This is a genomic window from Aliiglaciecola lipolytica E3 (assembly GCF_000314975.1).
Taxonomy (GTDB): domain Bacteria; phylum Pseudomonadota; class Gammaproteobacteria; order Enterobacterales; family Alteromonadaceae; genus Aliiglaciecola; species Aliiglaciecola lipolytica.
Genome location: NZ_BAEN01000035.1, coordinates 30,085 through 56,704, shown reverse-complemented (window position 1 = coordinate 56,704; position 26,620 = coordinate 30,085). Strand labels below are relative to the sequence as shown.

General features: G+C 39.5%; 27 protein-coding genes. 10 read left to right on the top strand and 17 right to left on the bottom strand.

The annotated features are described in order from the left end of the window. On the top strand, positions 1-1,437 hold the full coding sequence (locus GLIP_RS07435; protein ID WP_008843987.1) for an MFS transporter: 1,437 nt from the start codon (positions 1-3) through the stop codon (positions 1,435-1,437). Positions 1,438-1,450: 13 nt separating this feature from the next. Here the strand turns inward: GLIP_RS07435 and GLIP_RS07430 are convergent, their stop codons facing one another. The 12 genes from GLIP_RS07430 to thrS form a co-directional block, all read right to left on the bottom strand. Then, complete coding sequence (locus GLIP_RS07430; RefSeq protein WP_008843986.1) at positions 1,451-3,199, bottom strand: glycosyl hydrolase family 28-related protein; 1,749 nt, start codon at positions 3,197-3,199, stop codon at positions 1,451-1,453. A 3-nt stretch (positions 3,200-3,202) separates the two neighbouring features. Then, positions 3,203-3,574: a hypothetical protein gene (locus tag GLIP_RS07425; RefSeq protein ID WP_008843985.1), complete on the bottom strand. Its 372-nt coding sequence runs from the start codon at positions 3,572-3,574 to the stop codon at positions 3,203-3,205. 54 nt (positions 3,575-3,628) lie between these two features. Next, positions 3,629-4,201, bottom strand: a complete 573-nt coding sequence (locus tag GLIP_RS07420) for a hypothetical protein (RefSeq protein WP_153886294.1) — start codon at positions 4,199-4,201, stop codon at positions 3,629-3,631. 120 nt (positions 4,202-4,321) lie between these two features. Continuing rightward, positions 4,322-4,621, bottom strand: a complete 300-nt coding sequence (gene ihfA / locus GLIP_RS07415) for an integration host factor subunit alpha (protein ID WP_008843983.1) — start codon at positions 4,619-4,621, stop codon at positions 4,322-4,324. A 4-nt stretch (positions 4,622-4,625) separates the two neighbouring features. Next, complete coding sequence (gene pheT, locus GLIP_RS07410) at positions 4,626-7,013, bottom strand: phenylalanine--tRNA ligase subunit beta (RefSeq protein WP_008843982.1); 2,388 nt, start codon at positions 7,011-7,013, stop codon at positions 4,626-4,628. Between the two features lie 14 nt (positions 7,014-7,027). Next, positions 7,028-8,008, bottom strand: coding sequence for a phenylalanine--tRNA ligase subunit alpha (pheS, locus tag GLIP_RS07405; RefSeq protein ID WP_008843981.1), 981 nt, complete (start codon positions 8,006-8,008; stop codon positions 7,028-7,030). 278 nt (positions 8,009-8,286) lie between these two features. Continuing rightward, positions 8,287-10,143 (bottom strand): ferrous iron transporter B, encoded by a 1,857-nt coding sequence (gene feoB / locus GLIP_RS07400; RefSeq protein WP_008843980.1) that lies wholly within the window; start codon positions 10,141-10,143, stop codon positions 8,287-8,289. A gap of 71 nt (positions 10,144-10,214) precedes the next feature. After that, positions 10,215-10,451 carry a FeoA family protein gene (locus GLIP_RS07395; RefSeq protein WP_008843979.1) on the bottom strand — a complete coding sequence of 79 codons (237 nt, stop codon included), beginning with the start codon at positions 10,449-10,451 and terminating at the stop codon, positions 10,215-10,217. 216 nt (positions 10,452-10,667) lie between these two features. Continuing rightward, positions 10,668-11,024, bottom strand: a complete 357-nt coding sequence (gene rplT, locus GLIP_RS07390) for a 50S ribosomal protein L20 (protein ID WP_008843978.1) — start codon at positions 11,022-11,024, stop codon at positions 10,668-10,670. Between the two features lie 18 nt (positions 11,025-11,042). Then, entirely contained in the window at positions 11,043-11,240 is a 198-nt protein-coding gene (gene rpmI / locus GLIP_RS07385) for a 50S ribosomal protein L35 (protein ID WP_008843977.1), read from the bottom strand. Positions 11,241-11,380: 140 nt separating this feature from the next. After that, the gene (gene infC / locus GLIP_RS07380; protein ID WP_008843976.1) at positions 11,381-11,935 is read right to left on the bottom strand and encodes a translation initiation factor IF-3; all 555 of its coding nucleotides are present in this window, start codon (positions 11,933-11,935) and stop codon (positions 11,381-11,383) included. Between the two features lie 4 nt (positions 11,936-11,939). After that, positions 11,940-13,856, bottom strand: a complete 1,917-nt coding sequence (thrS, locus tag GLIP_RS07375) for a threonine--tRNA ligase (protein ID WP_008843975.1) — start codon at positions 13,854-13,856, stop codon at positions 11,940-11,942. A 187-nt stretch (positions 13,857-14,043) separates the two neighbouring features. On the opposite strand from thrS, the gene GLIP_RS07370 reads away from it, so the two are divergent. From GLIP_RS07370 to GLIP_RS21665, 6 genes are all read left to right on the top strand, one after another. Further along, the gene (locus GLIP_RS07370; RefSeq protein ID WP_008843974.1) at positions 14,044-14,712 is read left to right on the top strand and encodes an START domain-containing protein; all 669 of its coding nucleotides are present in this window, start codon (positions 14,044-14,046) and stop codon (positions 14,710-14,712) included. Positions 14,713-14,814: 102 nt separating this feature from the next. After that, on the top strand, positions 14,815-15,675 hold the full coding sequence (locus GLIP_RS07365; RefSeq protein ID WP_008843973.1) for a fructosamine kinase family protein: 861 nt from the start codon (positions 14,815-14,817) through the stop codon (positions 15,673-15,675). A gap of 75 nt (positions 15,676-15,750) precedes the next feature. Continuing rightward, entirely contained in the window at positions 15,751-16,494 is a 744-nt protein-coding gene (locus tag GLIP_RS07360; RefSeq protein ID WP_008843972.1) for a pteridine reductase, read from the top strand. An 8-nt stretch (positions 16,495-16,502) separates the two neighbouring features. Then, the gene (locus GLIP_RS07355; RefSeq protein ID WP_040522295.1) at positions 16,503-16,715 is read left to right on the top strand and encodes a CPXCG motif-containing cysteine-rich protein; all 213 of its coding nucleotides are present in this window, start codon (positions 16,503-16,505) and stop codon (positions 16,713-16,715) included. A gap of 66 nt (positions 16,716-16,781) precedes the next feature. Further along, positions 16,782-17,789 carry a DUF3080 family protein gene (locus GLIP_RS07350; RefSeq protein ID WP_008843971.1) on the top strand — a complete coding sequence of 336 codons (1,008 nt, stop codon included), beginning with the start codon at positions 16,782-16,784 and terminating at the stop codon, positions 17,787-17,789. A gap of 539 nt (positions 17,790-18,328) precedes the next feature. Beyond that, positions 18,329-18,442, top strand: coding sequence for an entericidin A/B family lipoprotein (locus tag GLIP_RS21665; protein ID WP_407638140.1), 114 nt, complete (start codon positions 18,329-18,331; stop codon positions 18,440-18,442). A gap of 59 nt (positions 18,443-18,501) precedes the next feature. Here GLIP_RS21665 and GLIP_RS07340 read toward each other — a convergent pair whose 3' ends face one another. Both GLIP_RS07340 and GLIP_RS07335 read right to left on the bottom strand, forming a co-directional pair. Further along, on the bottom strand, positions 18,502-19,422 hold the full coding sequence (locus GLIP_RS07340) for an alpha-E domain-containing protein (RefSeq protein WP_008843968.1): 921 nt from the start codon (positions 19,420-19,422) through the stop codon (positions 18,502-18,504). Position 19,423: 1 nt separating this feature from the next. Then, the gene (locus GLIP_RS07335; RefSeq protein WP_008843967.1) at positions 19,424-20,878 is read right to left on the bottom strand and encodes a circularly permuted type 2 ATP-grasp protein; all 1,455 of its coding nucleotides are present in this window, start codon (positions 20,876-20,878) and stop codon (positions 19,424-19,426) included. A 185-nt stretch (positions 20,879-21,063) separates the two neighbouring features. Between GLIP_RS07335 and GLIP_RS07330 the strand changes: the two genes are divergently transcribed. Then, positions 21,064-21,798 (top strand): 20S proteasome A and B subunits, encoded by a 735-nt coding sequence (locus tag GLIP_RS07330; protein ID WP_008843966.1) that lies wholly within the window; start codon positions 21,064-21,066, stop codon positions 21,796-21,798. An 18-nt stretch (positions 21,799-21,816) separates the two neighbouring features. Here the strand turns inward: GLIP_RS07330 and GLIP_RS07325 are convergent, their stop codons facing one another. The 3 genes from GLIP_RS07325 to GLIP_RS07315 form a co-directional block, all read right to left on the bottom strand. Next, positions 21,817-22,926, bottom strand: coding sequence for a zinc-binding metallopeptidase family protein (locus GLIP_RS07325; RefSeq protein ID WP_040522291.1), 1,110 nt, complete (start codon positions 22,924-22,926; stop codon positions 21,817-21,819). Positions 22,927-23,228: 302 nt separating this feature from the next. Then, on the bottom strand, positions 23,229-23,684 hold the full coding sequence (locus tag GLIP_RS07320) for a hypothetical protein (RefSeq protein ID WP_008843964.1): 456 nt from the start codon (positions 23,682-23,684) through the stop codon (positions 23,229-23,231). A 23-nt stretch (positions 23,685-23,707) separates the two neighbouring features. Next, a complete protein-coding gene (locus GLIP_RS07315; protein WP_008843963.1) occupies positions 23,708-24,109 on the bottom strand; it encodes a hypothetical protein in 402 nt (133 codons plus the stop codon). A 507-nt stretch (positions 24,110-24,616) separates the two neighbouring features. On the opposite strand from GLIP_RS07315, the gene GLIP_RS07310 reads away from it, so the two are divergent. Together GLIP_RS07310 and GLIP_RS07305 are read left to right on the top strand one after the other, a co-directional pair. Next, positions 24,617-25,951 carry a tyrosine-type recombinase/integrase gene (locus tag GLIP_RS07310; RefSeq protein WP_008843962.1) on the top strand — a complete coding sequence of 445 codons (1,335 nt, stop codon included), beginning with the start codon at positions 24,617-24,619 and terminating at the stop codon, positions 25,949-25,951. Further along, the gene (locus tag GLIP_RS07305; protein WP_008843961.1) at positions 25,948-26,580 is read left to right on the top strand and encodes a hypothetical protein; all 633 of its coding nucleotides are present in this window, start codon (positions 25,948-25,950) and stop codon (positions 26,578-26,580) included. The genes GLIP_RS07310 and GLIP_RS07305 overlap by 4 nt, the downstream gene beginning before the upstream one ends. The last annotated feature ends 40 nt before the right edge of the window (positions 26,581-26,620 follow it).

The window sequence follows — 26,620 nt, the reverse complement described above, 5'->3', positions numbered from 1 at the left end:
ATGCTAGCGTTCCAGAAAAATCTAACTAACGGTTTTTATACTCTACTTAGTCTACCCGCAAGTGCCATGGGGTTTGCCTTATCAGTGCAAATTGCTGCCCTCAGTTGGTTATTGACCACACAATACGGATTAGATTTACATGATGTTGGCTTCGTATGGGCTGCGGGACCTATTGCAGGCATATTAGGTCAAGTCATTATTGGTGCGATTAGCGATAACATTTGGTTTTGGGGGGGGCGCAGGAGACCATTTATAATTATCGGTGGTGTGTTAGCTGCTCTAAGTCTACTGGCATTGCCGAACATTGGTATTATTTCTTCAGCGCTAAATGTAGAAGCTATTTTAGGAATTGCCGTTCTCATTGCGTTGACTTTAGACCTTTCAATTAACATTAGTTTTAATCCCACTCGTTCAGTTATAGCAGATGTCACCCCCAAAGGTCATGAACGCACGAAGGGCTACACTTGGATGCAGACGGTCTCTGGTTCGTTCGGCGTTCTGGCCTATGTAATAGGAACCTTCTGGAACAACTATGCGCTGATATACATTGGTGTCGGGCTAGTGTTGGTTATGTCGATTATCCCACCTCTATTTATCACTGAATCACCGACATTGGAACATTCAGATCCCTCAACTCCCAATCAAAAATTAGGCTTTTGGAATGGTTGTAAAATAATTGAACCCCTTTGGGGATTTATTCTGTATTCGGTATACGCCTTTATCATTAAAATGGCAGGAATTGATGTTGAGCACTATTGGGTTGAAGCAATTTGTTTGATCGTTACCCTTGGATTAATTATCAAAACATTAATCGTCAAAGAGCATCAAAATCCCGATGGTACGAGTGAGCAAGGCTTTAAAAAAGTGTTAGCGGCGCACGCTTTTACTTGGCTGGGTGTGCAATCAATGTTTATTTATATAATAGGTTTTATTAAGCAAAATCTTCCTGAATTAAGCGACAACCAAACAGGACAAGTGATCAGCGCGGGCTTTTTGATATTAAGCGTCGTTTCGGCGATTTTACCTGCTTTATTACTTGAACCGCTGGCTAAAAAGTTAGGGCGGGTGAAAGTCCATACCTATTGCATTGCGTCCATGGCATTAGCGTATTTTGTATTGTCTCAAATGGGTGATAACAAGTTCAGCATTTATGTCATGATGGCATTTTTAGGTATTGGTTGGGCATCTACAATCAGTTTGCCTTTTGCGATTATGTCGCAAAAAGTGAATGCCGCTAAAATGGGCTTATTTATGGGCTTATTTAATCTATCGGTGGTACTGCCACAACTTGTCTCAAGTTTAGGCATTGGTAAGTATATTAATCAGGTAGATAACAAAGATATGTTGTTTGTGGTTTGCGGGGTTTGCCTGTTAATCTCTGCCGTTGCTTGGTGTTTCATTAAAGAGGATTTGCATCAAACCCTTGACTTAAAATAACCCTAGCCCTCTTTTACTCAAGTAAAATCGGAGATTGAGGCGGCATTGGAAAGTTGCTTTTAGAGTGCTCTAACTGTTTTTCGTAGAGAGATTGAAACGGAATATCACGACTGTTTAAGTTATTAATAATCATGAAATCGTCCGCCCTATCCTCTGAACTACTGTTAATTTTTAATTGCAGATTATTTTTGCCATAAACTCCCACGACAAATGAAGAGGGGTAGTATTTATACATGTTACTTCTGCTAGTGGCTGCGGTGTTAAATAGTTCATTCGAAGCATAAGGAAAGCGATCAATGACTTCTGGTGATTCGATATTCCAAAGAGTATTTCTTACTCCAGAATGCGGCATTACATCAGAATCCCCACCTGAATGAACATAAAACCCTCGCATTTTTTCAAATAAATTTTCGTATGGAAAAAGGCCATGAAAATCAATAAATGGACCGGTGCGATCGAAGTCATTAAATGCGCTGTCTACGATGTTTAAATCACTAAAAACACAACCGGATGTCCAAGCTCTAATAGAAACAGGGTGAGCATAACGCCCTTCAAACTTAATGTCCGTAGTCAAAATATTATAAGCACTAGAATAAGTTAACCCCGCATGTCCTCCACTTCCCTTAAGTTGCAAGTTCTGAACATCAATGAAAGCGCTATTGGAGACTATTATATTTTGCGTGAAATTATCCAAAACAACATTATTAATCCAACTATCCGCAATCCAAATACCCCAAATAGCTACCCACCCATAATCCTGCTCTGTAACAGTGCGAATAATAGAGGATTCGTCTACGGCATCGATTGGAAAAGGTTGATGGTGAACATATTGACCTTGCCAAGCACTTTCAAATGTCAGATTTTCTACACCAACATTTGATATGCCCTCAAACTTTAAGATTGTTGGCGAGTATCGGCTTAAATGATCAAAACGCAGCGGTTGATACAGTTCAATATTACTGTCATCAATTACCCTTCTAACCTTAGTTATATACTCAACATTCTTTCCATACTGCCCAAAGGTTTTAATTTCTTCATCTGAATAATCAAACGGATGGGTCAATAACTTAACAAGATCGATATTGTCTTTGCTGGGGTTTTCTGTATCAATTAACGGATCGGTTAATCGAATTCTAATATTTTGGTTTGGACGTATATTTGATGTATCGTTTACGGATATTATTCTACTCCCTCGAGGATAATCCAAATTATCGAAAGTAGTTAAAACAAAATCGTTAGCTTCCCCTTCAATAGCCAGTGCAGCAATACTTCGCAAATCCGTTGTACTTTCCCCTAATAATCCTAACTCTTGGCCATTGCTTGGATTTTTTAGATAAATAACTGAAGCATTCTTTCCATCCTTTATTTCACCTTTTAAAATAATATTGGATGAACTAATTTTGATTGTGCCTTCTTTCGCCCCCCCACTAATTTGGTACTTTCCTTCTGGAATGAAAACTATGCCTCCACCATTATTGCTAGCACTATCTATAGCTTGTTGAATTGCATGATGATCATCTTCATTATCATCTGGAATAGCACCAAATTCGAGAATATTATAAACGTCCCACTCAGCACTATCATTTTGATTATCCCTTAAGAAAAATCCAGCATGAGAAAAGTCAGGTAAATTACTATTAATTGCACCTTCGCTTTTATATTGCTCCCAAAGTTCATCTGCAGAATTTGCATAGACATAACATGATTGAAAAATACCTAAGAAAACACAGAATATTAAATGACAATTCCTGAGTATAAACATTTATCAAAACTCTCTACGAATTACATTTGATAAAGTACTTTCTAATCCCTGATCATCATAAGTTGTTATTGCAAAATAGTAGATACCTTTCGTAAGGTCGATAACCTTAAAATCTAGGGTGTAAGGGTCAGATATAGTTGCTTTAAGTTTAAGGTCGTCTTTTGATGAACCAACATAAATTTTATAGCCAGCTATTTCATTTGATGAGAGCGGTTCACCACCAATTCTATTTGTTGGAGCAACCCATTTTAAGGTGGTTGTAAACTTTTGAGTTTCGGGCTTCAGGTCAGAGCTATCCCCGCTGCTGCTGCCACCACAACTGACTAGGCAAAAAGTCAAAAAAATTATAGCGACGTTTACTTTTGGACGTTCCATACCGACTAAATATCCTTATAAACTATTCATTTATTAACAATTTACTTATGTAATTCACTCAATACTATTCAGACGAGTTTTCCACTGCTCTTTCGCTTCATGTATGTGAAGGTCAACGTCACCTGATTCACCCGCTAACGCTTCAGCTAATTGTTGAATTTGATCATCTCTTAGTTCAATTAATTTATCCGAGCGTTCAAACAAATCATAGGCTTCTGGGTAGTCTAGTTTTAATTGCTCAATATCTTTAAATGATAGGTAATGTTGCTGAAATTTTTCCACAAACAACTGACGACTAGCTAAAAACCCCATAAATCTTAGGCCGTTTTCACCTGATAACAAATTAATCTCTGATTCGGGCAAATTAGCTGCGTGGGCAATCTCTAACGCTTTTTGTTGAAGTTCTTTGGCCAATTCAACATCATTGTTTTCTACCGCCTGTTGCATTCCCAGTTTAAATTCATCGTTATTGAGAATATCGGTATAAGAATATTGGGGGATAGAATCTGGCTGGCCTTGAATTGAACCGTCGGTACCGGACAATTCATAAGAAGGTTGATTAAACACAAATAATGCTGCAATCACGCCAATAATTAATGCTACGACTAATAAAGTTTTGTTGCTCATAAAAGTTTGCGCTAAACCTGAAGTTTGAATGCTAACAAGCAGCAATCCGACCTATTGCTAGATCGGGCCGGCGTCAATGCAAAAACACACATCCTAATTTAAGGATGTGTGACATTAACATTAGGAGTTTGTCGGTTCTGTATTCTCGACGCGACTTTTGAGCTTTTGACCTGGTCTAAAGGTCACTACTCTGCGCGCTTTAATCGGAATATCCTCTCCAGTTTTAGGGTTTCGCCCAGGACGCTCATTTTTTTCGCGTAAATCGAAGTTTCCGAAACCGGACAACTTAACTTGCTCACCGGCTTCCAATGCTTCTCTTACTTCTTCAAAAAATGACTCTACAAGATCTTTAGCATCCCGTTTATTAATTCCCAATTTTTCAAATAAATGTTCTGCCATTTCGGCTTTAGTTAACGCCATACAGTCAATCCCTCAATGATGCCCCGAACTTTTCTGCTAACTGGGACAGAATGTCTTCAACTACCGCTTGAATCTCGTTTTCTTCAAGCGTTCTTGTTTGGTCCTGTAAAGTAAGAGAGATTGCCAAGCTTTTATAACCGGCCTCTATTCCCTTTCCTCTATATACATCGAATAAGTTTAGGCCAACTAATTGATTTCCGCCAAATTTTTCAATGTAAGATAATATTTCGCCTACAACTTTATCTTCCTCTACAACGATAGCAATGTCACGTCTATTAGCAGGAAATTTTGAAATTTCTTGAGCAATAGGCAATTTTTTGCGACCAATAGCATTAAAATCTAGTTCAAAAACGAATGTTTTGCCGTTTAACCCTAACACTTTTGCAAATTTAGGATGAACAGCACCCACAAAACCAACCAATTCTTGACCACGATAAATTTGTGCACATTGTCCAGGATGAAGTGCTGAATGTTGCGCCGCCTTGAAACTAAATTCCGAGTAGTTGGACGTCGTTTGTAATAACGCCTCTACATCAGCTTTTATATCATAGAAGTCAACGCTTCGATCTTCCATCGTCCAATGTTCATTATTGCGATTTCCACAAATAACCCCGCCGATAACCATTTCTTGGCGAACGCCGGTTTTTTCAGCCGAGTCAGGTACAAAGCGCAATCCAGTTTCGAATAATCTAACACGACTTTGTTGGCGCTTTTGATTATAAGATACTGATTGCAAAAGCCCGGTCCACAAACTCACACGCATAACAGACATATCAGCAGATATAGGATGCGGCAATTGCATACCTAACATGTCCGGGAACAATGCACTTTGTGCTTTAGGATCCACAAACGAGTAAGTTATCGCTTCTTGGTAATCACGTTCTACCATTGTTTGTTTTAGTCTGTCTAAAGTCAGGTTTTGTTCCTGATGAACAGACATTTTTAGTTTAGCGGTTGGCGCTATGGTTGGAATACTGTTGTATCCGTAGACTCTTGCAACTTCTTCAATTAAATCTTCTTCAATACTGATATCAAAACGGTAGGCCGGAACGTCCACCGTCCAAGCATTGCCTGAAAAACTTACTTTCAACCCCAATCGCGTAAGGATATCGGTCACTTTCGCTTCGTCTACATGGATACCGAGTAATCGAGTTAAGCGCGTTGCTCTAAGTTCGATACTCTTTTCTTTCGGTAAGTGTTCCTGACTAACAGACTCGGTAATTGGTCCTGCCTCGCCGCCCACGATATCCAATAAAAGCTGTGTTGCACGTTCCATAGCAACGCGTTGCAATTGAGGGTCAACGCCACGTTCATAGCGATGTGATGCATCAGTATGCAGGCCATATTGACGTGCTTTACCCATAATCGCATCAGGAGCAAAAAATGCGCTTTCTAAGAAGATATTCTTAGACGACGCCGTCACTCCAGATTCTAACCCACCAAAAATTCCTGCCATAGCCAATGCCCTACGCTGATCTGCAATAACTAAGGTATTAGATTTCAGCGCGATTTCATTACCGTCTAATAAGGTAAGTGGCTCTTCCGCATTTGCAAATCTTACGACAATGTCACCATCGAGCTTATCGTTGTCAAAAGCATGCATTGGATGGCCAAGCTCAAGTAAAACATAGTTAGTGACATCAACAACAGGGTCAATGCTTCTAATACCGCTTCGTCTTAACTTTTCTTGCATCCACAATGGCGATTCAGCATCAATATTGATGTTTTTTAATACCCGCCCTAGATAGCGTGGGCACCCCTCAGGAGCAACCAACTGAATATCGCGGATATCTTCAATTTCTGTGTTCACGCTCTCAATTTGAGGTGCTGTAACTTCAACTTGATTTAACACGCCAACTTCACGAGCTAAACCTCGAATACCCAGGCAATCCGCACGGTTTGGCGTCAGATCGACTTCAATGCTGACGTCATCCAAAGTGAGATATTCTCGGATATCCACCCCAACAGGCGCATCCAACGGAAGTTCAATAATACCGTCGTGATCTTCACTAATTCCTAACTCAGAAAAACTACATAGCATGCCAAAAGAAGGCTCACCACGTAATTTCGCTTTTTTAATTTTAAAGTCACCAGGTAATACAGCGCCTACCGTTGCGACGGCAACTTTAATACCTTTTCGACAATTAGGTGCTCCACAAACAATATCAATTAGTTCATCTTGGCCGATATTAATTTTGGTGACTCTTAACTTATCTGCATTTGGATGCTGACCACATTCAACAACTTCACCTACGACAACGCCAGAAAATTCACCAGCCACTGGGTCGAGGCCATCAACTTCAAGACCTGCCATACTAAGTTGTTCGGATAATTGTTGCGTAGAAATGTCTGGATTAACCCACTCTCTCAACCACTTTTCACTGAATTTCATCTTTTCGAGTACCCTTATTTAAACTGCTTGAGGAAACGAAGATCGTTTTCGAAAAAAGCACGGAGATCGTTTACGCCATAGCGCAACATGGTAAGTCTTTCTACCCCCATACCAAACGCGAAACCAGTATATTCTTCTGGATCAATATTAACCGCTCTAAGTACATTTGGATGCACCATTCCACAACCTAACACTTCCAACCATTTACCATTTTGTCCCATAACATCAACTTCTGCTGAGGGTTCTGTAAACGGAAAATATGAAGGACGAAAACGGACCTGTAAATCAGCTTCGAAAAAGTTATTTAAGAAATCATGTAACACGCCTTTGAGTTCCGCAAAGCTAACATTCTTGTCGACCATTAAGCCTTCTACTTGATGGAACATAGGTGTGTGAGTCTGGTCGTAATCGTTACGATATACACGTCCAGGGGAGATGATACGTAGTGGCGGCTTTTCAACTTCCATGGTGCGAATTTGTACACCTGAAGTTTGCGTACGTAACATCACATCAGGATTAAAATAGAAAGTATCATGATCGGCACGCGCAGGGTGATTCGCAGGAATGTTCAATGCATCAAAATTATGAAACCCATCCTCTACTTCCGGGCCGGATTTAACGGTAAATCCTAATTCACCAAAGAAGCTTTCAATACGACGAATCGTGCGACTTACAGGATGTAATCCACCTAGATTCTCGGTACGTCCGGGCAAAGTTACATCGATGGTTTCACCGGCTAATTTGGCATTTAGTTCGGCATCTCGCAAATGTTCGCCACGAGCGGAAATAAGACCTTGAATTTTTTGCTTAGCCAAGTTTATTTTTTGTCCCGCAATTGGGCGTTCTTCGGCGGATAATTTGCCAAGTCCTTTGAGCAAATCGGTCATGTGGCCTTTTTTACCCATAAACTCAACGCGCACAGCATCCAGCGTGGTTGCATCTTGTGCTTCGTTTATTTTAAGTTGTGCCTGTTCAATTATGGCGTCGAGATCCATAGCTTCCTCGAATTGGAATATTACTTAATTAAATTTACGGTTTCATTTTGCAAACCGACAAATCCACTATAAAAAAAGAACCGGCAATTCTACACGAAATCAGCCCCTTATAGCTAGAGCCTGACCAATATTGCTGACTAATTTTTGATAAAAAACTGAAATTATAGGTTGTTAACCTAATCGAGGATTGGAATAAATAATCATGGGCTGTTTACATTAAAGACACTTGGGGTAAAAGAACTAGGTTTGTATTCCTTTACCCCATAATAAGAGGAAAATTATGAAAGGACGTTATACACCAAAAATGCCATTAGATAAGCTAACGCGCCATATCCTGCAACTAAGCCCCACGCTATCTTGTGACTGCCAGTTTCGGCCCTGATAGTCGCTACAGTTGCTACACATTGTAAGGCTATAACGTAAAACACCAACAACCCCATACCTGCACCAAAAGCTAAACCATCATGTTGAATATTTTCAGCCAATCCAGCAATGTTTTCATCCGCTCCTTGAATGCCAAATAGCGTACCTAGTGTACCCACAAACACTTCACGTGCTAAGAAAGACATAAGAATTGCAACACCATAACGCCAATCAATCCCAAGTGGAGCAAATACGGGTTCGATATAATGGCCAATGAATCCCAAGTATGAATTCTCCAAGCCACCTTCGTGTACTGGGAAATAACCTAAAAACCAGATCACCACAGCGACCATAAAAATAACTGGAGCAGCGCGTTTTATAAAATATTTAGCACTATTTAACACCCGATACATTAAGGGTTTCCAGTGTGGTAAACGATAACTAGGCAATTCTAATATAAAAGGCATCTCGCTTTTATCATTCTGGGCAAACTGGGTTTTATTCATAACCAAACTTACGATCAGTGCCGTGACAATCCCCATCATGTACAAACAGAAAAAGACCATCCCTTGCAGATTAACCAAACCACCAAGGTATTGCTGATGAGGAATAAATACCGCAATCAACAACGCGTAAACCGGCAAACGTGCTGAGCACGACATTAACGGAATAGTCATCATAGTAATCAAGCGTTTACGTGGTGACTCAATGGTACGTGCTGCCATAATGGCAGGAATAGCACAGGCGTGGCCTGATAAATATGGAATAAAGCTTCTACCTGATAAGCCAAAAAAACTGAGCGGCTTGTGACAAATTAGTGCCGCGCGGGCCAAATATCCACTATCTTCTAACAGCCCAATAATAAAAGTGAGTACCATGATTTGCGGTACGAACACTAAAAAAGAGCCTACGCCACCAAAAATGGCATCATTTAAAAAGTCGTTAAATATGCCTTCTGGCAAAATACTCGTGACCGCTCCTGCCATCAATCCTATGCCACTTTCTACGGCATCCATCAGTGGTGCAGCCCAGGTGAAGATACTTTGAAACAATAGGAACATTATGGTCATGAAAGCAAGGCCACCTAACCAATTATGTAATAAGAATTGGTCGATGCGATTTTGTTGCTTTAACACCACATTGGCATTCATGCCAAAGTGGTTCGCTAGTTGACGACTGCGATTGATTACATCGTCATGACTCTCGGAAACCCGGGAAGGAATACAATCCTGATTATTTTTAACTAAATCAGGTAGGGCTTGTTGGAACTCAGAGATTCCAATCAAGGTTTTTGCCGATAATGCAAAAACCGGTGACCCCAACTCTTCAGATAAACCTTTTACATCAATTTCATGACCAAAACGCAACGCGTCGTCGATCATATTAATTGCAAACACAAAACCTTTATTATGTTTTTTCGCTAGCGCTTGAACTTGCAATCCAAACACTAAGCTTCGCTCGAGTCTTGATGCATCGAGCACACAAACAATTAATCCCGTTTCATCGCTATCTAGCGCTTGGTAAATTGCATCAATAGCAACTTGCTCATCTTGAGAAAAACTATGCAGTGAATACGTGCCGGGGAAATCAACAATGGTTAACTCTTTCATACTTCCAGATTTGAGTTCTACTGTAACTCCCGGAAAATTTGCAACTTTTTGTTGAAGACCAGTCAATTGATTAAACAATAAGCTTTTGCCACTGTTCGGTCTTCCGATTAAAACGACTTTCTGCTGAGCACGACTACTATTAACTGAAACAGTTGATGACACTACGCTTACCTGTTTATTGAAAAATTAGAAGAGAATTCAAAATAAATATCTGATTTTGAGAAAAATATAATTTACATTTTTATTTTTATGTTCTGGGCGATTTCTTTATCAATCGACAAGATTGCACCGCCCAATTCAACGACTTTTGGACCATTGAAGGGACATTGTTTTATACATCTGATTGATTCGCCCCCACAAAATCCCATTTCTTTTAGTCGATTGCTCATCGCATCGGAAAGCCCACTTTGTAATCCGACTATTTCAGCGACTTTTTTAGTAGGAAGTTCCCACACTGTATCGTGTAACATTGATCATCAACCATAAATGAGAATTGTTTTCATTTATTATCTATAAGTCGATGACAAAAGGCAAGGTTTGAATACCGCTGATTAGCATTTTTCATCGATATTTGCTTTACATGCATTGGCAACCAATCTACACACTTGTTAACAGGCTTAAACGAAAAAAGGCGAACCATCCTGGTTCGCCTTTTCCCGAAAGAACTTAAACTTAATTGTTAAAAATTAAGCCAATGCGCCTTTTGCTGCATCAACCAATGCAGTAAACGCGCTTTTGTCATGCACAGCGATGTCAGCAAGGATCTTACGATCGATTTCGACAGACGCTTTCTTCAAACCGTTAATGAAACGGCTGTAAGACATGCCATTTTGACGTGCCGCAGCATTAATACGTGCAATCCATAATTGACGGAATTGACGCTTGCGCTGACGACGGTCACGGTATGCATATTGACCTGCTTTTGTTACTGCTTGAACAGCAACGCGATAAACTCGACTACGAGCTCCGTAATAACCTTTGGCTTGTTTTAGTACCTTCTTGTGACGGGCACGGGCAACTACACCACGTTTTACTCTTGCCATTTTTTAGTCTCCTGTGCTTTAAACGTAAGGTAACATGCGTTGAATCAACGCAGTGTCAGCTGTATGGGCTAATTTCTTGCCACGCAAGTGACGTTTACGCTTAGAGCTCTTCTTGGTCAAAATGTGACGCAAGTGAGACTGCTTGCTCTTGAAACGGCCTGAAGCGGTTTTTCTAAAACGCTTGGCAGCTCCACGGTTGGTTTTCATTTTAGGCATTGCTAAAACTCCGCATTGTTAAGACCACATTAGAGGACACGATATTCATGACTACTCTAGGGTCATTGTTTCAACTTAGCAGCAAGGTGAACTTAGGTGCAGATCCGATTTTACGGTCCTTAGTTACTTGTAGACCTTAACTACTTCTTAATTGGGGCGAGCACCATGATCATTTGACGACCTTCAACCCGATTAGGGAAAGATTCGCAATTAGCAATGTCTTCTAAATCCGCGCGCACGCGTTTTAGTTGTTCAATGCCGATCTCTTGGTGGGCCATTTCACGTCCGCGAAAACGAATCGTTACCTTAGCCTTATCACCACCTTCTAGAAAGCGACGCAGGTTGCGCAGTTTTACCTGGTAGTCGCCTTCATCAGTGCCAGGGCGAAATTTAATCTCCTTGACCTGAATTTGCTTTTGTTTTTTCTTCTGCTCTTTTTGAGCTTTACTCTTTTCGAAAAGGAACTTTCCGTAATCCATTACTTTACATACAGGCGGCTCAGCGTTCGGACTAATCTCTACTAAATCCAAACTAGCTTGGTCGGCAAGAGTTTGAGCCTCGCTTAGAGACACTATCCCTAACTGTTCACCTTCTTTACCAATTAAGCGAACTTCCGTCGCCGTGATTTCTTCATTGATGTTGGCTTTGTCGCCTTGAGCCTTATTATTAGCGCCTTTAATATGTCGTTCCTCCACGAAATTAATCTAATTGCTTAGATGTGACCTGTTGATTAATTAAATCTATAAACCCGTCTATTGAGAATTTACCTAGGTCATCACCCTTGCGAGAGCGCACTGCTACTTCATTTGCTTCCATTTCTTTGTCACCTACGACAAGTAAAAATGGAACACGCCTAAGAGTGTGCTCGCGGATTTTAAAGCCTATCTTCTCATTTCTCAAGTCCGACTTTGATCTAAATCCATTTTGTTGTAATTTTTTTGCTACATTTGCAGCATATTCACCTTGTTTATCGGTAATATTCATCACGACAACTTGAATGGGTGCTAACCAAGTTGGATATAAACCAGCATATTCTTCAGTCAATATACCAATGAAACGTTCAAGTGACCCTAAAGTCGCTCGGTGAATCATGGCAGGCACTTTACGCTCACCATCTTCAGCCACATAAGTTGCACCTAAACGACCCGGCATTGAGAAGTCAAGTTGCACAGTACCACATTGCCAAGCGCGATCTAAACAATCATGTAAAGTAAATTCAATTTTAGGACCGTAAAACGCCCCCTCACCCGGCAAATATTGAAAATCAATATTTTTTGAATTTAATGCATCCGCAAGTTTTTGCTCAGCTTTATCCCACACTTCGTCAGAACCAACACGTTTTTCAGGACGTGTAGACAACTTCACTACAATTTTTTCAAATCCAAAGACTTGATAAACTTCGTATATCATTTCGATACAACTTGCGACTTCGTCTTGTATTTGCTCGTCAGTACAAAAAATGTGTGCGTCGTCTTGGGTAAATCCTCTCACTCGCATTAATCCATGTAACGCACCTGAGGGTTCATTACGATGGCAACAACCAAATTCCGCCATACGCAGTGGCAAATCACGATATGATTTTAGGCCTTGATTGAATATTTGAACATGACCAGGGCAGTTCATCGGCTTGATAGCGTATTCACGCTTTTCTGATTCAGTGGTAAACATGTTTTCAGCATATTTTTCCCAATGACCCGATTTTTCCCACAAACTGCGATCCATCATTAACGGACCTTTCACCTCACCAAACCCATACTCGCGTTGTTTAATGCGAATATATTTTTCCAACTCAGTGTAGATACTCCAGCCATCATTATGCCAAAACACCATGCCAGGCGCTTCTTCTTGCCAATGAAATAAATCTAACGCTTTACCGATTTTACGGTGATCACGTTTTTCAGCTTCTTCTAAACGGTTTAAATAAGCTTTAAGTTGCTTTTTATCTGCCCACGCGGTGCCATAAATTCGCTGCAACATTTTGTTGTCGCTATTGCCGCGCCAGTACGCGCCGGCGACTTTCATAATTTTAAAGTGTTGGCAGAAACGCATGTTAGGCACGTGAGGCCCACGACACATATCTACATATTCTTCATGGTGGTATAAGCCTGGTTTATCGTCTTTACTGATATTTTCATCAAGAATTTCAATTTTGTAGGTCTCACCACGTTCAGCAAATGCATCTCGAGCTTCTTGCCAACTGACTTTTTTCTTGATTACGTCATAATTGGTCTTAGCCAATTCCAACATTCTTTTTTCCAGTTTCAGCAGATCATCTTCATTTAATGAATGCTCCATGTCGATGTCATAATAAAAACCATTGTCTATTGTTGGACCGATGGCCATTTTCACATCTGGATATAACTGTTTAATAGCGTGACCGATTAAATGTGCACAAGAATGACGGATAATTTCTAACCCTTCTTCATCTCTGGCAGTGATAATTTGCAGTTTCGCATCTTCAGTAATCAGATCGACTGCATCAACCAATTCACCGTTTATTTTCCCAGCGATGGTCGCTTTTGCTAAACCAGGGCCAATATCATTGGCGACATCGAGTACCGAAACGGCGTTTTCAAATTGGCGTTGACTGCCATCAGGAAGAGTAATTGTTAGCATTGGATAATCCTTAACACAGTGGTGACACCTACCAAGCGCCACGTGTGAATTATAATGTTGTATTTCGGTAGCAAATTTGCACACAATAAAAAACACCCATATTGGGTGTTCGTGCAACCTATACCAAAATATGTATAAGTTTTAGATAATTTTTAATCAGCCCTGTTACGATCAGGGAGAAGTCCACATGATACCTAATATATTACCGCTGATGCAATCAATACAGTCTCTTAATCTGTGGTTAAGGTCTTTATTTTGTTGCTTATTCATATTTTGTACGTTTACCGTAAATAGCCAACCAACAGAAGATGAATGGCAATTGGTTAAGCACAAAGAAAATATATCGATTTATAGCCAACCAAGTGATTCCGGCTACATTTGGATTAGAGCTTCAATGGAAGTTAACGGCACTCCTACAGATATGGTTGATTTGTTAAACAACACGGCAATCGCCAGCCATTGGATTGATAATTGTAAGAAAGTTGAAGTGCTCGACATGCCCTCTGAGGATCAACGTGTTGTAAGAACAACGTTTAACGCTCCATGGCCTATCGAAAATAGAGATATGGTGACAATTTCTACTACAAATATTCACCACGACGCTCAAACTATCATTATCCTCATTCGCGACTATTCTAGCTTCTATCCACCCCAAAAAGGTATTGTGAGAATGCAAAATGTTAAGGGTAAATGGCACATCAAGGCAATTTCGAAGGAGGCTATGTCGATAGAATATTCAGGTTATGGTGAGCCTTCCGGTAATTTACCAATTTGGTTAGCAAATAAACTAATTACTTCTTCTATATTTAAAACGTTTCATAATTTGCGTGAGACCTTGGGCTCATCCAGTTCCTAAAATTACTTTAAGTTATAAAATTTGTTTTTTAATAATGAAAAATACCTTCAATTATTGAGCTGTGTTCCATACTCAGTTTTTACCCCAAAAATGACTCAGACTATGTGGCATTCAATTAGTGATCAAATCAGTCAACAAATCAATCAGGAGTTTATATGTGACGATATCCGTGAAATCACAACCGGAGATTCGCACAGTGCCTATCGAATTACCGACGGGCACAAACGCTTTTTTGTAAAACTAAACAACGATGACAAGCTTGCTAACTTCAACGCAGAGGCCGAGGGTTTGATGCATTTGGCTCAGGTAAATATATTCAAAATTCCAAAAGTTATTTGTTGTGGCGTTCAAGAAAATAAAAGTTATTTAGTTCTTGAGTACCTTAGGTTAACCCCGGGTGACGAATCGACATGGTTTGATTTCGGTAAAAAGTTGGCAACAATGCACAAAGATCACACGCAGAACATGTACGGTTGGCAAGAAGATAATTTTATTGGATTGACACCACAGTACAACAAATGGTCAAAAAAGTGGTCTCAGTTTTTCGCGGAACAACGTATCGGGTTTATGCTGCAACTTTTAGCCGATCAAGGTAATAAACTCGCAGATATTGACAAGGTAGTAATGACAGTAGAAAAATTATTGCACGGATACTCCCCTACGCCTTCAATGCTGCACGGTGATCTCTGGATTGGCAACACAGGGTTTCATCAAGGTTCTGCCGCTATATTTGATCCTGCATTTTACTATGGAGATAGAGAAACAGATATCGCTATGACTGAACTATTCAATAAGTTTCCTGGAACATTTTACCAGGGCTACGACTCTATTTGGCCTTTAGATGAGCACTTTAGCTACCGTAAAACCGTTTATCAGCTGTACCATATTCTAAATCATGCTTTGTTATTTAAAGGGAATTATCTGCAAACCGCAAAATCAATACTTAACAATATGCAAAATTGAATATCCAACCGCGCTTGTACCTAAAATATTTCCCAGTTAGTCTTTAGGGTTATGTAAATAATTAATTTGAATACCATGAAAAATGAAGTTGTTTTTATTACTGGCAGCGCTAAACGCATAGGGGCTTACACCGCCCGACATTTACATAGCTTAGGCTATAGAATTGTGTTGCACTGCCATCATTCAGTAGACCAAGTCACGACTCTCGCCGAACAATTAAATGCAATCAGAAAAAACTCGGTAAAATGGGTGCAAGGTGATCTGTGCAATCCTGAACAGCTAAAAAACCTTGCCGAGTCAGCCATTAATGCATTCGATCGCATTGACGTGCTTATCAATAATGCCTCTGCATTTTACGCTACACCTGTGAGTAATTTTAATCAACAGGATTGGCAGGCACTTATGGGAAGTAATGCTCAAGCCCCTTTGTATTTAATTCAATTGTTGCAAAAACAACTTAAGGAAAATCAGGGTGTTGTTATCAATATGGTAGATATTCATGCACAACGTCCGTTGTCAGGCCATACTATATATTGCATGGCAAAAGCCGCGCTAGTGACGCTAACCCAGTCTATGGCACAAGAGTTAGCCCCCCTAGTTCGCGTAAATGGAGTCGCTCCAGGTGCCATTTTGTGGCCTGACAATGCCCTGCCTGAAAACGAGAAAAATGCGATACTCAAACAAATTCCGCTAGGTCGATTGGGTTGTGAAAAAGATATTTCAGAAGCGATCGCATTTTTAATATCGGCTCCTTATATTACGGGGCAAATACTTGCTGTTGATGGAGGTCGCAGTATCGCAAATCCAAGTGTCGCATAGGAGAAACTATGAGTGATAGAATAAATGAAACTAATCAAACCATTGAATGCCCAGAATGCGGTCATCATTTACACGTATCTCTAGATTGTAGCAACGGAGATCAAGACTTTTTTGAAGAATGCCCCAACTGTTGTCATGAGTTTCATATTAATCTGCATCTAGATGAGGAACATCGTAAGCTGGTTATTAAAGTGAACTCCGATAATGAGCAATATTATTAGTGTCAAAAAGCCAATAAATTTTTAGTTCGTAATGAAAATAGCGTTCAAGTCCAAGGGGGCAATTACTTGTCAGTAAATCAGATGATGCTGTTGTTCGGCAGCCTCGTATTCATTTGCAGTTGTAGCCAAACAGCCTTACAGGAAAATTTTCTCGCATACCAGCAACAATTAACTAATGAACTCGATTTTGCCATTGAGTTAAGCTCGGAAAACATCCATTTAACCTACCCTGCGGCAAAAGTTTTGAAGCTCGAATTATCCGAGACTACCATCAACCTTCGTGAGTTATTTGCTTTGCAGGATTGCTATGTCGCTACGCTAATAGCGCAAAGAAACACGGCTTTAGGTAAAGTACAACTCCCGTCAGTTAGATTTGCTTATGAAGTAAAGTTAATAGGTGGATTACAAGAATGTCTGCAAAACGTTGATATTGAGCAACAGCAATTGATTTCACAATGGCTACAGCAAAAACAAAACAACTTACCTTTGGTGTGGGCTGACATGTTGCAAAACAGCCAAGAAATAAAACGCACCTTTAGTGGAAATACCCAATTATTTAATCACGTTAGTGATGAAAAGTTACAGGTCTATCAGCAACATTTAGATTATTTTATTCAACTGAATTCATCCGATGTTATTAATGTAAGTTCAAAACTGGGTGATCTGGAAGCGAATCTCAATGCGCTGCGCAAAATGCCGTTATCTTCTCAATTGTGGCGGACCCAAAACCAAATAGAAATATGGCTAACAAATATCAACACGCAATTAAACACTGTATTTAATGAACTAGAATGTAATACCGAGCAATCACGTCAACAAATAAACCGCCTTAAAGCCATTTATCAGCTTCATTTTATCAATGGCATTAAACCGATTACAGAAGATGTAAACGATGCAATTGAACACTTAATGCCAAGTTTCAAAACGCTCCAAGAAACCCACGTGCTAGCAAATGCATTTCGACATTTTTTATTACAACGAGAAACAGAACACTTAAACTATAAAAAAGCAGTCAAACGTCATGATTTCTTATGGCAAACTTTATTCAAAAAGTGTGAATTAAACTCGCCATAAAGCAATTACTGTATATAATAACAGTAATGTATACACCTAAAATTCGATACTCAAAACGCACTTGTTTTGTGTACAAAAACACCACCTTAATCGGCAAAATGCAATTTCAAAAAGATCCCAAAGTGAATATTTGGCGAATTGTTTATTTGAGTGCAGATTTGCCTATCAATAGTTCTGACCGTCCTTGCGATATTCATGAAAAGCTTTGTGATAATGGATTAACTTGGCGATGGGGAAAAATTTACCACTGTTATAGTTATTTACCTCATGTTCACTATTAATAGGTGCTAGTTAGTACTTAACGTTTGTGTAAAATCTTCAAATGCAATTGAAAAAAAGACGAAATGAAACAGCTAACGTCACATCAAAAAACAAAATTCAACTTATATTTCAAGTAGATAGAAAATGGCACTAAAATCGCTATGGGTTATATTAGTAGTAAACACCAGATATTTTACGAGCACTAATCGTAAATGCAAATCACACTGTAGCGAGGCTAAATTATGACTTTACAATCTAAACTAAAAGTACTTTTGACCATGATGATGACATTAATCATGCTATCAGGATGTGCAACAATTGAAGGCGCGGGAGAAGACATAGAAAGTGCTGGAGATGCAATACAAGATGCAGCGAACGACGCTGAAAACTAAAAAATAAAGGCTCAACATTTAAATAATGTTGAGCCTTTATATCGATACCTAACTAACCTTTAGAAATAGGTTTCGTTTATCTTGTTGTAAACGTTGATTAAGCCCAACTGCATTTCATCAATAAACTCATGAAGTTTATCCTGAATAAGCAGCTGCGGATTGGCTTCCATTAATTGCTTTTCGACCGTTGCAATCATTTCCACACAGCCTTCATAATTAGGCAATTCACGTAAACAATAATCAACTTGTTTTAGGGTGTGCAGAAACGCTCGTGGAAATCGCTCTTCCAGAAGTAGAAACTTCAACACGTCTGGACGTCGGATTTTTAATCTAACTTCACGTCGGTACATTTGATAGGCAGTCAGAGATTTTAATACACTCATCCATTGCAAATTTTCTAACGCTGATTGCTCTGTTTCCATATCCTGAACCAGCGAAGCTGAGCGCACATCTATTATCCGCGTAGTCATGTCAGCTCGCTCTAAATTGCGTCCGATGCGCAAAAACTGATACGCTTCATCGCGGGTCATCGTGCACTCTAATATACCCGTAATCTTTTGATTAGACTCAATAATTTCACTTAAGTACTCATAACGAGAACGTCGAGATAACGCTTTTTGACGATTGCTGTGAGCGAAAAGATATAATTCATTGATCTGTTCCCAAGCTTCTCTAGGGATGATTTCACGAATCGTTCTTGCGTTTTCACGAGCGGCACTAAGCGAACTGACAATAGAGCCTAAGTTTTTGCTGTCTGCCACCATGAAACTAAGCACATTTCTTTCATTGGCTTCTTGATATTTTGCGTAATACTCTTCTCGATTAGACACGATATCCACAATAGGCTCCCAACCAAGCACAATGCTTTTGGGCAAATCCAAGAGTAGATTGAAATTGACGTTGAGCAACCTTGCCGTATTTTCTGCCCGTTCAAGATAACGCCCCATCCAACATAAATTACTGGCTACACGTGACAACATATTAATTGCCCTCCATATCAACAATCCATGTATCTTTACTACCACCACCTTGTGATGAATTAACCACCGTAGACCCTTTAACCATGGCAACGCGGGTTAATCCCCCCATAGTGACTTTAATATCTTGTCCGCTCAATATAAACGGCCGCAGATCTAGATGTCGTCCTTCTGCCTTGTTGTCAATCAAAGTCGGCGCGGTAGACAATAATAACATGGGTTGCGCTACGTAATTTCGCGGGTCTTTTTTGATTAATTGGCGAAATTTTTGGTGCTCTCTTTTCGATGCATGAGGGCCTATCAACATGCCGTATCCACCGGATTCATTGGCAGGCTTTACAACCATTTGTTCGATATTTTCCAGTACATAATCACGTTCTTCTGGATTGACACATCGGTAGGTCGGCACATTCGGCAGTAATGCTTCTTCTTTCAGATAATATTTAATAATATCAGGAACATAACTATAAACGACTTTATCGTCTGCGACACCAGAGCCTGGTGCATTAGCTAGTCCGACATTGCCAGCTTTCCAAGCTCGCATAATGCCTGGAATACCGAGTGTAGAATCTGGATGAAAAACTTCCGGATCGATATACCAATCATCAATTCGACGGTAAATAACATCGACGCGGCTCAATCCATTAATGGTGCGCATATATACACAATCGTCTTCTTTGACGACTAGATCATCACCAGTGACCAATTCAGCCCCCATTTGCTGCGCTAAATAGGCATGCTCAAAATAGGCGGAATTATAAATTCCAGGCGTTAGCACCACGATTTCGGGTTCTTTAACATCTCTAGGAGACAAACTAGCCAACATGTCGTAAAGATCAGATGGATAATTATCAATAGGTAAAATATTGTACTTTTCAAACATCTCTGGAAAGACACGTTTCATGACTTGTCTATTCTCAAGCATATAAGAAACGCCAGACGGCACTCGCAGATTATCTTCTAGAACGTAAACAGTCCCTTTATGGTCACGGACCAAATCCGAACCACAAATATGTGCCCAAATTCCCTGTGGTGGTTTAACACCAACACATTCTTTCAAAAAGTTTTTAGATTTTTTCAATAAGTTAGCTGGAAAAACGCCATCTTTAATGATGTTTTGATCATTATAGAGATCGTCAATAAACATATTAAGGGCTTTGACTCGTTGTTTAAGACCTAACTCAATTTGCTGCCATTCTTTGAGTTCAATCAAACGTGGAATAATATCGAAAGGCCAAGCTCGGTCAATTGATCCTTCTTCATCATTGTAGATTCTAAAGGTAATTCCCATCACCTGAATCGCAGAATCCGAAGCAGCTTTATATTCTTTTAGCTCGTTATCAGACAACCCTTTGAGGTAGTCACACAAATCTTTCGCATACCCTCTGGGCTTTGAACGACCTTGTATTAACTCATCATAGAATTGACCTATTGCATAGTTTCCCCATCTTATCGCCATAGATCCCCCTGACATATTTATGTAATATTAGTATACGCAGATAGTTACTTTTTGACATAGGCTTAGTTTAAAAAGTGATTGTTTTTAAATTGAGCACAGTTCAAAATACCCGTCCCTTTCTTAGGAAAATCCAAGTTAGTTTACTAACTATATGTTTTAAACTAGAAAATTCAAAGAGAATTAAATTGACTTATTGCTTAGCCATTGCCTTGAATAAAGGATTAGTATTTGCTTCAGACTCGCGTACCAACGCTGGAGTTGACTACGTTGCGACTTATAGCAAAATGAAAAGCTTTGTTTTTCCCGACAATAGAACCATTGTTTTATTGACCTCTGGAAGTTTAGCAACGTCTCAAGCAGTAATAAACGCGATAAAACGAGATCTGACCAACCCCAATGCGGAATTTGATATTAGCAAGGGAAATTATCTTCATGAAGTAGCACAATATATTGGAGATTTAAGTCAGCAAGAACAGAAGCGCCACGCAGACGCAATGGAAAAAACGAGATCAAATAACGAATCTAGTTTCTTGTTGGGTGGTCAAATTAAGGGGCAAAAAGGGAAAATATTCTTGATATATCCGCAAGGAAATTATATCTCGGCATCCGACGAAACCCCCTATTTGCAAATTGGTGAAAACAAATATGGTAAACCAATTCTAGATAGAATAATCACTCCTTCTACTTCGTTAGAGGACGCAGCTCGTTGCGCAATAGTGTCGTTAGATTCAACCATTCGAAGTAATATATCTGTTGGACCACCTATCGAACTGGCTATCCATCGAGCGGATCAAATTGAAGAGCCATATCACAACGTGCTTACTACCAATAGTAATATGTATCGATCTGTGCAAAAACAATGGAATGAAGGATTAAAGCGGGCATTTGACAACCTGCCTAGATTTGATTGGGAAAAATAGCCCGAATATCGGGCTATTTTAAGCGATCGCTTCGGAAAGTGTTGTCATTTCTGCATCCAATACCACCTCATGTACGAAGCGTAATTTATCCAGTGCAGAAATAGAAATAACAAACGGATACGCATCATCCAAGCCCATACTTCGGTTCAAGGCATTCAAAACTTTGGTTAATTGACACCAATCATTAAATAAATGCGTAAACGAAGTAGCCGTATACATTTGGTCAATAAAACTGTCAGTATTTGGAATTGGGTTAGCGATTTTATTACCCGAAATAGAAAAGTCGTAATCATTAGCGGTTTCTAATGTATCTAACATGTGTAAATAGTGCGCCCAGGTTTCCGCCCAGTCTTCCCAAGGGTGCATGCTTGCATAAGCACTTATCCACACGTTCTGCCAGTTTTCACTAGGCCCGTTATCATAATAGGTTTTCATTGACTTAACGTAATCTAGACGTTCATCACCAAACAGTCTGCGACACTCATCAATTTTATCCGTTCCTGAAATCAACCTATCCCAATAGTAATGGCCTGATTCATGTCGGAAGTGACCTAATAAAGTGCGATACCTTTCGTTCATCTTTTGACGCATATCAACGCGAGCACTGTCATCCGCTTCATTCAAATTGATCGTAATCAAACCGTTTGCATGCCCTGTAGTCACAAAGCTTTTTACCGTCAACTCTTTGCCAAACGAATCTTGAGTTTTATCTTTCAAAAATGCAAAACCTAAGCCGTTATCTGGGTCTTCTTCGCGGCCCACTATGGGTAAGTTGAGTTTTAACAAAGTATATAACAAGCGTCTTTTTGCACGCTCCATTTTAGACCAAAGCGCTCTATTTTCGGGGTCTTTCAGATCAGGTATAGTTTCATTCAAACGGCATGAAATACAGTACTCATGCTCATCATCAAGCGATACCATCCAGTTACATACATTGTGCACTGAATAATTTTTGCACTTTTTATAAAGCAAACCGTTGCTTGACGCCTGTAAATTACCATACTGATTCGTGGTAAATGCGCTTAGTTGTTTATCTTCGGGAATAAAACCTAGCATTAACCCGCACGATACACATTGTACGTTGGCAAAATGCAAAGTGTTTCCACATTGGCATGTAAATGTTTTCAAGAAAGTGTCCTAGATATAACTTCAAACTAAACTGAATATTCAACTTTAGTACAATATCGATAGCGGCATATTAGACATCGCATTGCTAATAATAGCAATCCCAACAGGTTTTAGCCTCGATACCGTAGAAATTATTTTAGACCATAAAAACAATCATTTTACTGCGTCAAAATCCTTTTAAATCAATACAGTAAGCGAAAATCCAATGATAAATACTGATTTAGTGAATTCGTTTTCAATATCCTAAAAACAACTAATTTTAACGTTAACACTATGATACTTAGAGCGTTATTAAATTATATTTAATGTAATTGAGATATCGGTATATTAGGTTGAAAAGCATTAGCTTCAAAAAGACTAGAATTAGCTTCTACCAAGGCCTTTTCACAGTGTTTATAAAAAGCGACTTTTGTTGCATAACCGTCGGCACAATTTACCGCACGTTGAAGCTTTTGTTGGATTTTACGCAAAAATATTGAGGCGTTCTCAGTTTGACCAATGGCAGAATATGAATTAGCCAACATTATGGTAATAGCCGTCATTTTAGTGGTTAACTGTGGCGACTCCAAACGACTATCAAAAATGATTTCGGTCGTTTCAAGTGCCGTTCCTAAATACGATATTACACTTTGATACTCACCACATTGTATTAATTGCTCCGCATAATCTGTCATCTCCTGAACTTTTTGAAAAGCTTCGCGGGGATGTTCTTGCACCCAAGATTGATGACTAGGACATACAAATTGAAAACATTTCATTTTAGGCTCCTTGTATACGCAGATCACTTGCGTTGCTGAAAATTGATAGGAATATTTTGTGATTTGTTGGCAGAAGAACGTTCGTTTTTTACATTCTCTGGCAAAAAATACCTATGCAGAGACTCAATTTGGTTGACCTTTTTTTGATATTGGTTTGTATCCAACATTTCAAATAAGATCGGTTTTAAGCGCTGTATCATTCGAAAGCAATATCCTCGCCGACTTACTGAAATTAAGTTATCGCACATCACGTGAATCAAAGTATCAACGATACGCAGGTGCGCTCTTTTCGTCTCTATTGCTTCACTCATTGCCTGGGCTCTTTGTAAGCCTAAATGAACGTATGAGTTGATTAAACCAAATTCAATTTCTTGGCATGGCTGTTTCAACAATAACTCTAGTGACGCAAAGCGATATGAATACATAAGACAAAAACCTAATTGATAATCATTATCATTAACATTAAAGAAATATGCATGCCCCGTCAACGTTAAATCGATGTTAATTTGAAGTTTTTCTAAGGCTATAATTTAAACAATTGAATTTTAAACGTTTTTAGCAGAACACATTGTCGGAATTTGTTAAGCCTAGACGGCATTGATAGAACAAGATTGAAAAATATTACACAGGAATCACAATGCAATATTGAATCAGGGATTTAAAAAAGGTTTTTATTTTTTGGCTCTATAAGAAAATGGTGCGTCCGAGTAGACTCGAACTACCGACCCCTACCATGTCAAGAGAACGCACATAGTAATCTGAAATATCCCTTTGTAACCCAACGTTAAATCATTTCACCTAAAACCCTTTATTTTATTGACCTAAATGCCTATTATTTGTATGTGGTCGCTGACTGGTGTTATCTGTCGTTGGTGGTCACACCAAAATATTGTGCGACACCCGTGCGACATTAAAAATAGGAAACGTGCGACATGGCAACTTTAAAGGCAAAGTTAACTGATTCATTGTTGAAGAATATAGATCCTGAAATAAGGCGGATTAGCGATACTGAGGTGAAAGGGTTTCACCTCAGGTTGGGGAAACCTAAGCCCGATGGTACCCGTTCGGGTGCTTACTATCTTTACTACAGAATCGGGGGCCGTGAAGGATTTGAGCGCAATTATAAGATAGCTAGCCTTGATGAAAAAAACATTACACCAGCTAGAGCCCGAGACGATGCGAAAATTTTACAAGGACGTATAAAAACAGGTGTTGACGTTTTCGCAGAACGTGAAGCCAGAGAGAAAGAATCAGCAGCACAAAAAAAGCTCGCTGACATGGCTGAATTAGAGCAAGCAAAGCAAGATTCTGAAACCGTCGAGTATCTATTATTAGAGTTCACAGAGCGGTATCTAAAACGCGAGCGTAAACGTCCTGAGAGCGCAATCAGCATATTCAACAATGATGTTATTCCACAGATAGGCAAAGTCCCTCTATCGAGCGTTACTAGCCGTTTAATTCTCAATGACTGCATCGATTTAATTGTAGATAGAGGCCACAAGCCACACGCACGTAAAACCCTAGCCCTAATCAAACAAGCATTTCAGTTTGGCGTTGATAGAGGCTTGATAGAAATTAACCCTATAGCTAATACTTCGGTGACATCAAACACCGGCAAAGAGATTGCCCGCGATCGCTATTTAGACGATGACGAGTTGAAGCAACTATTTATAGACTTGCCAAAAGTCGGGATCTCAAGGCAAGTTCAGTTAGTAATAGAATTGCTCTGCTTGACTGGATGCAGAGTTCAGGAGTTGACCCTTGCCGAATGGTCGCATATCGACTTTGAAAAACGTATGTGGTACTTCCCGCCTGAGAACACCAAGAGCCGCCGCGGTGAAGAAAAGCCGCACTATGTGCCAACCAATGACGAAATCATTAAACGACTTAAAGAGCTATCAATTCAGTTTGATTTTTTAGGCAGCAAGTATATTTTCCCTTCGGTAACGAATAGAACCGGCTTACCTGGCACACAGCCCATTGATAAGCGCAGCGTTGCCCGGGCTATCAAACGCCATATTAGGCCTGATGACGTTGACGAACCTAAAGGCAGGTTTATCAATGTTGCTGCATTCACGCCGCACGACTTTAGAAGAACGCTGCAGACGCACCTATCAAAAATGAAGGTCGACACCATTGTCACTGAAAAATTACTCAACCATGAGCTAGCAGGAATGATGAGAGTGTATAACCAGCACGATTACATGGAAGAACGCAGGGAAGCGTTAGAGTTATGGGCTAACAAAATTAAGGAATTGACCGCATGACCAATTTAGATAAAGCTAGGAAGTATGAAGATAAATGGAATTCTAAATCAATCTCTGGCGGCCTTGTCGACTCATTTAAATTTACAGACCAGCAAACGATAAACTTAAGTAAAATAGTAAAATTTGATTGCGCTGACCGCTTGATTAAGCAAACTGAAAAAATTATTGAAGCTAAATTAGCTAATGACGATATTCCAAGAATCAATAGAGCAAGCGAGACCAAAAAGTCATTAGAATTAGTCAATGGTCATTTATTGAACGCTATGAAGTATTTGAATGAACTAGATCCATTATCCGCAGAAGCTTTGCCCGTGCATATTTTTCTTGCTGAAAAAAATGAACACGGATATGCAGATCAACAATTATTAAATGAATCACCGCTGCGGAATTTAACTGTTTTAATTGCTGGTATTGAAAAATCCATGAGCACACTAACAGAATATGCGAGAAAAGATGAAATTAGCTTCTTGATTGTAGAGGTCGCAAAAATATTTCGTTCGCATGGACTGAAAGCTGCCTATACACCAGAAAGTAAATTCCATAGTTTTTTAATCGAATGCCTAGCTTCGATAGGTATTGAGAAAAAAAACATATCTGACAAAATTAAAGAGTTATTAGACCAAGGGTAAAGTTGCTGAAAAGAATAACTTTACCCGTTATTTATCCCCC

What these genes read in the sequence shown, in the direction of transcription:
- GLIP_RS07355 (WP_040522295.1), top strand. Translation starts at nt 16,503, where the DNA reads ATGAGTGATAGAATAAATGAAACTAATCAAACCATTGAATGCCCAGAA.
- pheS (WP_008843981.1), bottom strand. Translation starts at nt 8,008, where the DNA reads ATGGATCTCGACGCCATAATTGAACAGGCACAACTTAAAATAAACGAA.
- rpmI (WP_008843977.1), bottom strand. Translation starts at nt 11,240, where the DNA reads ATGCCTAAAATGAAAACCAACCGTGGAGCTGCCAAGCGTTTTAGAAAA.
- GLIP_RS07430 (WP_008843986.1), bottom strand. Translation starts at nt 3,199, where the DNA reads ATGTTTATACTCAGGAATTGTCATTTAATATTCTGTGTTTTCTTAGGT.
- thrS (WP_008843975.1), bottom strand. Translation starts at nt 13,856, where the DNA reads ATGCTAACAATTACTCTTCCTGATGGCAGTCAACGCCAATTTGAAAAC.
- GLIP_RS07315 (WP_008843963.1), bottom strand. Translation starts at nt 24,109, where the DNA reads ATGTATTCATATCGCTTTGCGTCACTAGAGTTATTGTTGAAACAGCCA.
- GLIP_RS07335 (WP_008843967.1), bottom strand. Translation starts at nt 20,878, where the DNA reads ATGGCGATAAGATGGGGAAACTATGCAATAGGTCAATTCTATGATGAG.
- GLIP_RS07305 (WP_008843961.1), top strand. Translation starts at nt 25,948, where the DNA reads ATGACCAATTTAGATAAAGCTAGGAAGTATGAAGATAAATGGAATTCT.
- ihfA (WP_008843983.1), bottom strand. Translation starts at nt 4,621, where the DNA reads ATGGCGTTAACTAAAGCCGAAATGGCAGAACATTTATTTGAAAAATTG.
- GLIP_RS21665 (WP_407638140.1), top strand. Translation starts at nt 18,329, where the DNA reads ATGATGATGACATTAATCATGCTATCAGGATGTGCAACAATTGAAGGC.
- GLIP_RS07360 (WP_008843972.1), top strand. Translation starts at nt 15,751, where the DNA reads ATGAAAAATGAAGTTGTTTTTATTACTGGCAGCGCTAAACGCATAGGG.
- GLIP_RS07310 (WP_008843962.1), top strand. Translation starts at nt 24,617, where the DNA reads ATGGCAACTTTAAAGGCAAAGTTAACTGATTCATTGTTGAAGAATATA.
- GLIP_RS07370 (WP_008843974.1), top strand. Translation starts at nt 14,044, where the DNA reads ATGATACCTAATATATTACCGCTGATGCAATCAATACAGTCTCTTAAT.
- pheT (WP_008843982.1), bottom strand. Translation starts at nt 7,013, where the DNA reads ATGAAATTCAGTGAAAAGTGGTTGAGAGAGTGGGTTAATCCAGACATT.
- GLIP_RS07320 (WP_008843964.1), bottom strand. Translation starts at nt 23,684, where the DNA reads ATGAAATGTTTTCAATTTGTATGTCCTAGTCATCAATCTTGGGTGCAA.
- GLIP_RS07395 (WP_008843979.1), bottom strand. Translation starts at nt 10,451, where the DNA reads ATGTTACACGATACAGTGTGGGAACTTCCTACTAAAAAAGTCGCTGAA.
- GLIP_RS07365 (WP_008843973.1), top strand. Translation starts at nt 14,815, where the DNA reads ATGTGGCATTCAATTAGTGATCAAATCAGTCAACAAATCAATCAGGAG.
- GLIP_RS07425 (WP_008843985.1), bottom strand. Translation starts at nt 3,574, where the DNA reads ATGGAACGTCCAAAAGTAAACGTCGCTATAATTTTTTTGACTTTTTGC.
- rplT (WP_008843978.1), bottom strand. Translation starts at nt 11,024, where the DNA reads ATGGCAAGAGTAAAACGTGGTGTAGTTGCCCGTGCCCGTCACAAGAAG.
- GLIP_RS07340 (WP_008843968.1), bottom strand. Translation starts at nt 19,422, where the DNA reads ATGTTGTCACGTGTAGCCAGTAATTTATGTTGGATGGGGCGTTATCTT.
- GLIP_RS07420 (WP_153886294.1), bottom strand. Translation starts at nt 4,201, where the DNA reads ATGAGCAACAAAACTTTATTAGTCGTAGCATTAATTATTGGCGTGATT.
- GLIP_RS07435 (WP_008843987.1), top strand. Translation starts at nt 1, where the DNA reads ATGCTAGCGTTCCAGAAAAATCTAACTAACGGTTTTTATACTCTACTT.